Origin of the sequence: Campylobacter sp. (assembly GCF_017646085.1) — a bacterium.
Classification (GTDB): Bacteria; Campylobacterota; Campylobacteria; order Campylobacterales; family Campylobacteraceae; genus Campylobacter.
This window is the reverse complement of the sequence record NZ_JAGCNF010000027.1, coordinates 1-9,183: the sequence shown is the minus strand read 5'-3', so window position 1 is coordinate 9,183 and position 9,183 is coordinate 1. Positions and strand designations below refer to the sequence as shown.

9 protein-coding genes are annotated in these 9,183 nt (G+C 35.6%); 2 read left to right on the top strand and 7 right to left on the bottom strand.

Features of this window, described 5'->3' with window-relative positions; all coding sequences use genetic code 11:
- On the top strand, positions 1-1,239 hold a 1,239-nt coding region (locus J6V67_RS01415; RefSeq protein ID WP_291857542.1), incomplete at its 5' end, for a flagellin.
- Between the two features lie 240 nt (positions 1,240-1,479).
- Here the strand turns inward: J6V67_RS01415 and infC are convergent.
- Together infC and thrS are read right to left on the bottom strand one after the other, a co-directional pair.
- Positions 1,480-1,995 carry a translation initiation factor IF-3 gene (infC, locus tag J6V67_RS01410; protein ID WP_086225692.1) on the bottom strand — a complete coding sequence of 172 codons (516 nt, stop codon included), beginning with the start codon at positions 1,993-1,995 and terminating at the stop codon, positions 1,480-1,482.
- Positions 1,992-3,806: a threonine--tRNA ligase gene (gene thrS / locus J6V67_RS01405; RefSeq protein WP_291857537.1), complete on the bottom strand. Its 1,815-nt coding sequence runs from the start codon at positions 3,804-3,806 to the stop codon at positions 1,992-1,994. Before thrS ends, infC begins: the two co-directional genes overlap by 4 nt.
- Before the next feature lie 154 nt (positions 3,807-3,960).
- Between thrS and J6V67_RS01400 the strand changes: the two genes are divergently transcribed.
- Complete coding sequence (locus J6V67_RS01400) at positions 3,961-5,265, top strand: Na+/H+ antiporter NhaC family protein (RefSeq protein ID WP_291857535.1); 1,305 nt, start codon at positions 3,961-3,963, stop codon at positions 5,263-5,265.
- Between the two features lie 232 nt (positions 5,266-5,497).
- Here the strand turns inward: J6V67_RS01400 and J6V67_RS01395 are convergent, their stop codons facing one another.
- The 5 genes from J6V67_RS01395 to J6V67_RS01375 all read right to left on the bottom strand — a co-directional run.
- A complete protein-coding gene (locus J6V67_RS01395; protein ID WP_291857533.1) occupies positions 5,498-6,061 on the bottom strand; it encodes a hemerythrin family protein in 564 nt (187 codons plus the stop codon).
- A 104-nt stretch (positions 6,062-6,165) separates the two neighbouring features.
- Entirely contained in the window at positions 6,166-6,549 is a 384-nt protein-coding gene (locus tag J6V67_RS01390) for a hypothetical protein (protein ID WP_291857531.1), read from the bottom strand.
- Positions 6,546-7,541 carry an iron-sulfur cluster assembly scaffold protein gene (locus tag J6V67_RS01385; protein ID WP_086247493.1) on the bottom strand — a complete coding sequence of 332 codons (996 nt, stop codon included), beginning with the start codon at positions 7,539-7,541 and terminating at the stop codon, positions 6,546-6,548. The genes J6V67_RS01390 and J6V67_RS01385 overlap by 4 nt, the downstream gene beginning before the upstream one ends.
- A gap of 9 nt (positions 7,542-7,550) precedes the next feature.
- On the bottom strand, positions 7,551-8,741 hold the full coding sequence (locus tag J6V67_RS01380) for a NifS family cysteine desulfurase (protein WP_291857526.1): 1,191 nt from the start codon (positions 8,739-8,741) through the stop codon (positions 7,551-7,553).
- Between the two features lie 271 nt (positions 8,742-9,012).
- Positions 9,013-9,183: SDR family oxidoreductase (locus tag J6V67_RS01375; protein WP_291857544.1), on the bottom strand; the 171-nt coding region annotated here is incomplete at its 5' end.

Below are 9,183 nucleotides of genomic sequence, written 5' to 3'. Positions count from 1 at the left end.
CTTCAAAATGATATTAGCAGACTACTAGAAGAACTAGATATGATAGCTACTACTACAAGCTTTAATGGCCAACAACTACTAAATGGAAACTTCTCAAACAAAAACTTCCAAATTGGTGCTTATAGTAATGAAACTGCAAAAGTAAGCATAGGTGCTACTAACTCAAATACTATAGGACATACTAGGTTTGAGACGATATGCAATATTGCTGCTTCAAATATTTCTCAAGTTGCTGATATAGTTATCAAGCTTAGCGGTGTAGATGGCTATCCAAATGGTTATACATTTCAAACAATTAGTAAAAATACTTTTAATGCAGATGGCTTTAAAGCAATAGCTGATATGATGAATGGCGTATCAGATAAAACTGGTATAAAAGTAAAAGTTAATAATACTCAAATCCTTGGAGTGGTTGCTGCTGGAGAGGTTAAGGATCTTAGAATAAACGGTGTCTTAATAGGTAATATTAAAACCCAAGCAAATGATGCTGACAATGCTCTAATCGGTGCAATTAACGCTAAAAAAGATGAAACCGGAGTAGAGGCTAGTCTAGATAATGGAAAACTAGTTCTTGCAGCCAAAGATGGTAGATCAATCAGAATTGCAGCATTTTCTAGCGGAGCAAATACAGTATTTAGTGCCGAAACTGGTGCTTCGCTTGCTAGTGCGGCTCATAGTGCCGGTACAGTTTATTTAGGTCAAATTACATTTATCCGTCAAGATGCTAGAGATATTAAAGTTGGAATTCAAGGTATTTCTGCATTGTCAGGTTTTACAGATGGTGGAGCCATGATTACTGCAGCAAGTATAGCTTCTAATGCTTATAATCAATCTTCGGTGAATTTAAAATATATGAATTCGGGTACAATTAGCAGTACTGTTGCTAAAGCTATGGGATTTTTTGATGGTCGTGAGGCTTCTACAGCAGGAGATCAAGCCGGTGGCGTAAATACCTATGGTGGCGCTCAAGCTATGATAGATATAGCTGAAGCAGCTAGAAAAACTCTAGATAAATTAAGAGCTGATCTAGGTTCAGTACAAAACCAACTAGTAGCTACTATAAATAATATCACAGTTACTCAAGTAAATGTAAAATCAGCTGAATCTCAAATAAGTGATGTAGACTTTGCTAGTGAGAGTGCAAACTTCTCTAAATTTAACATACTAGCTCAAAGTGGAAGCTACGCTATGAGTCAGGCTAACTCAGTACAACAAAACATATTAAGAATACTGCAGTAATTAAATTTAAATCTTTAATAGCTTAAATTTACTCGCAATGCTTAGCCATTGCGAGGTTTATATACAATATCAATCTTTTTATATTATCAATTTCAAATATTATTTTAGGATTTTATCTAGATTTAAATAGTATAGTAATCAATCTAATTATTAGAAGTTATTTTGGGTTTATTTTATAATTTATCAGTTTGGTAGGTGGATATCTATGAATTCACCTACCTAATTAATATGCTTGTAGCGTTATTTTTTAGGCGTTACAAGCATATTTACATAACGACCCTCAAGAACTGGAGCTTTATCTCTATCGGCATATTCTTGAACCATCTCCCAAATCTTTTCAAGCATATTTACCCCAAGCTCAGGAGTGGACATTTCACGCCCTTTTAGAAATACTCTAAATTTAACATATTTGCCTTCAGATAAAAACTCTTGAGCGTGTTTTATCTTGTAATTTATATCATTTTGTGCAATTTTAGCCGAAAGCTTAATCTCTTTTATTTCGATTACTTTTTGCTTTTTCTTAGCTTCTTTTTGCTTTTTTTCTTGTTGATAACGAAATTTACCATAATCCATTATCTTGCATACTGGTGGTTTAGCATCAGCAGCTATTAAAACAAGATCTAGACCCATTTTGTTGGCTATATCTAGTGCCTCATCTCTACTGATAACACCATACGCAGTGCCATCATCTCCTACACATCTAACCTCGCTTGCGCGAATTTCATCGTTTAGATAAACTTCTTTATCTTTGCTCAAATATTCACCTCGTTTAATTTGGTTTGGACTAAGCCATAAAACTCATCTAGGCTTATATCCTTTTGTTCTCTAGCTCTGCGGTCTCGCAGCGCTACACCTCTATTTGCTACTTCATTATCGCCAAGTACTATTATCATAGGTACTCTTTGTTTTTCTGCATTTCTAATCTTTTTATTTAGTGTCTCATTTTTGCTAAAGATTTCACTATCTATATTCATATCAAGTAGTTTTGCATAGATCTCTTTAGCGTACTCTTGATGAGCTTCGCCAATTGGTATGATTACAACTTGAGTTGGTGCAATCCAAAATGGCAATTCGCCAGCAGTATGTTCAAGTAAAATCCCAATAAATCTCTCAAAGCTTCCTAAGATTGCACGATGTAGCATAACTGGCTGTTTGCGTTCATTGTTTTCATCGATATATTCTAGATTAAATCTAGCTGGAAGGTTAAAATCTACTTGAATAGTGCCACACTGCCATTTTCTCTTAAGGGCATCTGTGATTTTAATATCGATTTTTGGTCCATAGAATGCACCGCCACCTTCATCAATACCGTATTTTAACCCTTTTTCATCTAGGGCGTCTTTTAATGCTTTTGTAGCAATCTCCCAAACCTCATCATCGCCTACTGCTTTAGCTGGTTTAGTAGAAATCTCCATCTCATAGCTAAATCCAAATGCATTCATAAGCGTATCGACAAAGCTTAAAATCTCATAAACATTTTCTTTAATCTGGCTTGGCATACAAAAAAGATGCGCATCATCTTGCGTAAATTCACGCACCCTAAATAACCCATGTAGTACTCCGCTCTTTTCGTGTCTATGCACTACACCATACTCAAAAAATTTAAGCGGAAGGTCTCTATAGCTTCTAATCTCGCTTTGATAAACTTTAATATGACCTACGCAATTCATCGGTTTAATGCCATACTCTTGATCATCGATTACCGTAAAGTACATATTTTCTTTATAATTAGCATAATGGCCACTTGTCTTCCATGCATCGCTTTTTAAAATCTCTGGCCCACGCACTGGCTCATATCCACGAAGTCTATGAGTACGATATAGTTTATGTTCTAAGCGGCTTCTAAGCCTTGATCCATTTGGTAGCCAAATTGGCAATCCTACACCTACGCTCTCATCAAAGGTAAAGAATTTCATCTCTGTGCCAAGCTTGCGGTGATCACGCTTTTTAGCCTCTTCGATAATCCTAATATGCTCGTTTAGACTCTCTTTATCAGCGTAAGCTGTACCATAAATTCTAGTTAGCATCTCACGATTTTCATCACCGCCAAGATATGCCCCAGCTATTCTAGTAAGTTTAAAAAATCTAGCAAAAATGGTATTTGGAATATGTGGCCCACGACAGATATCTTCAAATCCCCCTTGAGAGTAAAGACTTACAGCTCCATCTGGTATTCGTTTTAATACCTCTTGTTTTAGGTCATCATCGGCGTATTTTGCAGCTACTTCTGATTTAGTTGAGTTTATTTTTACGATTGAAGTTTTAGCTAAGGCTAACTCTTTCATTTTTTTCTCAATTATAGCTAAATCTTCTTCGCCTAGTTTGCTGCCATCGCTTTTGCTTACACGCATATCGTAGTAAAATCCATCCTCAATAGCAGGTCCAACGAAAAATTTAACATCAGGATAAAGCTCTTTAATCGCTGCAGCCATTAAGTGTGCACATGAGTGGCGTATAATCTCTAGCGCCTCTTTAGAGTTGTCAAATTTAATCTCACTACCGCCTCCGGTGTAGCTTTGAGTATCTACTATCTCTCCATCTACATTATATCCAATAATCTCGCTCATCGACTCTCTTTTTTCAAAAATAACAAAATGTTAGATTTTATCTAATTGTATTTTAACTTAAACTGAATTTTAATAAAATTTAAGCTAATACCGCTTAGCAATTTAAGCCAAAAATATGTATAATTGCAGATTTAATCAAAATAAAAGGTAGACAATGCTTCTTTTAAACCCTGTAGTTATTGGCGTGATTGTAATGTGTACGCTGTGTCTTTTAAGATTTAATATCTTATTAGCTATTCTTATTTCTGCATTGATAGCTGGAGTAAGTGCAAATATTGATATTATCACCACAATTAACATTTTAATTAAAGGTATGCAAGGAAATTTAGAAACTGCGCTTAGTTATATTTTACTTGGTGCATTAGCAGCAGCTATTGCGATGAGTAATTTAACTGCAATTTTAATTCACTATGTAAGCCAATTAATTAGCAAAAAAACATTTTGGTTTGTGCTTACAATTGCATTTGTAGCATGCTTTTCACAAAATTTAATTCCGGTGCATATTGCATTTATTCCTATTCTTATTCCGCCACTTTTAGCACTTATGAATAAGATGCAAATTGATAGGCGAGCTGTAGCGTGTGCTTTGACTTTTGGTCTTAAGGCGCCATATGTAAGCGCTTCGGTTGGATTTGGGCTAATTTTTCATAATATCTTAGCCAAGGAGATAAGCCAAAATGGACTAGAGACTAATCTATCTGATATTGGCTCTGTTATGTGGCTTGGTGGAGTAGCGATGCTTATTGGGCTATTTTTAGCAATTATCTACTATCGTAAGCCACGCAGTTATGAGCAAAGCCCTATGGAAGCTAAAGAGCTTTACGATAGTAATCTTGATATTAAAATGAGCAAGAAAGAGTGGGTTTTACTTATTGGTGCTGCGATTGCCTTTGGTGTTCAATTATGGAGCGGTTCTTTGCCTCTTGGTGGATTGATAGGGCTTATTTTTATGGTTGTTTTTGGCGGGATTGAATATAACAAGATTGACAAAGTAATGGAAAATGGCCTAAGTATGATGGCATTTATTGCATTTATTATGCTTGTTGCAGCTGGGTTTGCTTCGGTGATTAGAGAGACTGGTGGGATTGGTGAGCTGGTTGAATTTGCTACTGCAATTAGTGGCGGTAAGCTTGGCGGAGCGATTCTTATGCTAGCTATTGGGTTGCTTGTTACTATGGGAATTGGAACGAGCTTTGGGACGATTCCTATTATTGCGGCGTTTTATGTTCCGCTTTGTATCTCGCTAGAATTTAGCCATGCTGCTACTATATTGCTTATAGGTATTGCTGCGGCACTAGGAGATGCTGGGAGTCCTGCTAGTGATAGTACTCTTGGGCCAACATCTGGACTAAATGCTGATGGTCAGCATAATCATATATATGATACTTGTGTACCGACATTTGTATTTTTTAATATTCCGCTATTAATTTGCGGGGTAGTATTTGCGATGTTTTTGTAAGTTATTGAAGAAAAGTAAGTAGTATGCGACGCAACTGCGCTAAGCATACTATGAAAACAAAAGCATAGTTATTAACAGCAGCAAAAATAATCTCTTGTGTTAAGTGTTAGTTGCAAGAGATTATTTTAATTAAAAGCATGATTGAAATTTAGGCAATAAAATAATAAAATGCTGATAAAATTTAAGTTAGCAGATACTAGTATAAGGTAACAAGTAATTTAACTATGCTACCTTATGAAAGTTTGATTTTAATAACTACCTTGCAAGTCATACAAGAGAATTTCTTGCCCTCGACAATTTTCTCATGAATATGAGGTGGAACAAGATGGATTTTATGAGAACAACCGCAGGTATATTTATATTGTTTTGGTTGTTCTTCGATTAGCTCATTTTCTGCGTGTTCTAGGTTTGCTTGACGCCATTTTTCTACTTTAGCGTCCTCTTTTAAAATGTGTTCTACCAGCCATTTTTCGGCAATTAGTAGTAGATTTTCTTTTAAATCATTTACGTTTTTAGCGGTTTTGATGAGACCAGCCATACTAGCGATTATGTCTTTATGAATCATAGTGTGTTCGTGTAGGTGCGGATAGCCAATTAGCTCCATATACTCCTGTTCGTCTTTGAAGTGTTCTTTCATATATTCAAAAAACTCAGCCACGATACCGCGAATCTCTTCACGAGATACATTTTTATTAGCGTAAATAAATGATTTTTTGGCTAGATCAAATAGCTTTTGATGTTGTAAGTCTATATCTGCATTGCCAATGCTATATTTATCGTCCCAGCTAGGTACCATTTCAAAACTCTCTATGAAAAAATATAAATTTCTCTATTATATTAAATTTTATAATAATTTTAGCTGAAAATTGATTTTAAAAAAGCAAAACTTATCAATAAATTTTACAAATTTAGTATAATATTACCAAATGTTATCTCATTGTTACAAATGCTAACTTCAAACTCATCTTTAAAGTCGACAATCCTAGCAAGCGGATGGCTGCTAAATTTATTAGCTATAAATCCATGTCTTAGGGTTAAAATTCTACTACTTAGCAACTCATCGTCAATTATTTTAGCGTCGATTATGCCAAAATTTGCACTATCGACGCTATATATAAATCCATCGCTATCGGCTATTTCATCGCATTCTAGCTCAAAATTTACATATGCAAATTCATCCAAAGACCCAAAGCCATATTTAAGGTTCGTTAAATTTGCATAATCTAAAATTTTGGCTAAATCGCCAATATAGTATTTACCAGCTTTAAATTTAGTATTTATCATACAGGGATTACTCTGATATTTGGACTTAGGCTCTCTTGTAATATATTTTCAATCGCATATAATGTTCCAGTTGATCCACTTGCACATCCGCTACAAGCTCCTAAATATCTGATGTAAATATCGATTCTACTCTCTTCAGATTTGATATCTAATATCTCCATATTTCCACCATCCATCTCTAGCATCGGTCTTACATGCTCATCGATAATAGCCTCTACTGCTTTTAGCTGTTTTACTACTGTTAGCTCTTCAAAACTTAGATCACTATCTACGCCACTTCCGCTAATTTTAGCATCAGCTATAGCTTTCATTCTCTCAGCTTCCATCTCAGATCTTACCTCAGCTAAAATATCTACTAGGTAATACTCTCTTTTTTCATGACCGCCAGGTTTGATACATGATTTACAAAATGCTCCAGCTTTTGTATATTGAGTGATCTCTTCTACTGTTGTAAGGTCATTTAGTCTTATTACCTCTTTTACTGTACCAAGACTAACTCTAGCACACTCACACACTATAATCTCATCTTCAAAATGATCTGGATCGACACCTTTGTAGCTTGCAGCCGCTGCTTTTATAACATCATATGCCATTACTGAGCAATGCATTTTTTGTGGTGGAACTGCTGGAATATCTGGATCATCACGCATAGCCTTTTCTACATCTATATTTGTGATTTTGACTGCTTGGTCTACTGTTTTGCCTTTACATAGTTCAGCCATATAGTCGCTACTTGCAATTGCTGTACCACAGCCAAAGCTTTTAAATTTAGAATCTTTAATAATATCAGTAGCCTCATCAACTGCCCAGTATAGTCTAACAGCATCACCACAGCTCTCAGCGCCATGATCTGCAATTATTAGCTTACAGCCTAGAGCTTTAGCGTCTTCTTCTGTGATTTCGCCCATATTTTTTGGCGCATTCATCGCATTTTGAACTTTTTGAGAGTACTCTTCCCATATGTTTCCACTTATTAAATTACCTTTTGCCATATTCTTTCCTTATAGTCCTGATTTATGCCATTCTGGAGCGTATGCATAGCTGCTTGATATGCTTCTTAGTCTTTGGACGGCGTGTTTGATTTTTTCTATTGTATAATCTATCTCTTCTTCAGTATTAAAGCGCGATAGTGATAATCTAAGTGCAGTATGTGCTAATTCGCTATCAGCTCCAATGGCCTCCATTATAGGATTACTCTCTAAATCCTCACTCGCACAGGCTGAGCCAGTACTTGCTGCTATACCAGCTTGATTTAGATCCCATAGCATAGCCTCACCCTCTACGCCTTTAATACTTGCTAAAATAGTATTTGGTACACGGTTGGCTCTATTGCCTACAACTGTAACATCTGGCAGGGATAAAAGCGCATCTTCGAGCTTATTTCTTAGTCTTCCTACATGACTTTGTTCAAAGGCTAGGAATTTATTTGCATTTTCTAGCGCTTGACCCATTGCTACGATACCAGCGACATTTAGCGTTCCACTTCTACGGCCGCCCATATGTTCGCCACCGTGAAGAAGGCTAGTAAGCGGCATTGAATTTTTGATATATAGTGCGCCTACTCCTTTTGGTGCGTGGAATTTATGTCCTGAAAAACTTAAAAAATCCACATTTGTATCTTGTACATCTACAGGAATTTTACCAACTGCTTGAACTGCATCAGTATGGAAAAGGGCGCCAAATTCATGCGCTACGCTAGCTAGCTCTTTGATTGGAAAGATCATACCAGTTTCGTTGTTTGCCCACATTATGCTTACAAGCGCCACATCATCGCTCATTACATTGCGTAAATCATCTGCAGTGATAACCCCTTGATTATTTACATCTACTTTGGTAATTTCTACACCAAGAGATTCTAAAAATGCACAGGTAGCACCAATTGCTGGATGTTCTACAGTAGTTGTGACTATACGCTTTTTATCGCCTTTTAATATTTTATCAAAATATATACCTTTTAATACCCAGTTATTGCTCTCTGTGGCACATCCAGTTATTACTATATCATCATTATCAGCTGCATTTATGCCAGTGTAGAGTTGATCTAATGCTTTGCGAAGTGCTGGATGTGTTTGGCTTCCGTAGCTGTGAAGTGAATTTGGATTTCCAAATTTCTCACCAAGGAATGGAAGCATCAACTCTAAAGCCTCAGGATCAATCATCGTTGTTGCATTGTTGTCTAAATAAACTTTCAAAACTATCCTTCCTCTTCCTAAAATAATTAGGATAAACTTTATCTTTTTACTGTGGAATAATATACTATTTTACATAAATTTTGCATAAAAATTAAGTAAATATTCTATAAATTTGAATTTAGATATAAATTTTTTAAGTATTTTAATATATTTTTGAAGTTTTTAAATTGGATTTTTGATTTAAATTTGGAGATTTTCATCATTGCATTTGCAATGATGAAATAGTATTTTAAAGTAATTATATTAGTTAAACTAAAATGATAAATTTAGCCTACTTTGCATCCCATGCTAAGACTGTATTTCCAAAGGCATCGGTTGCTACATCACCCATACCCATAATATTATACCCAGCATCTACATAATGCACCTCACCAGTTACACCACTTGCAAGGTCGCTTAATAGATACATACCGCTTTTACCTACATCTTCTATGGTTACATT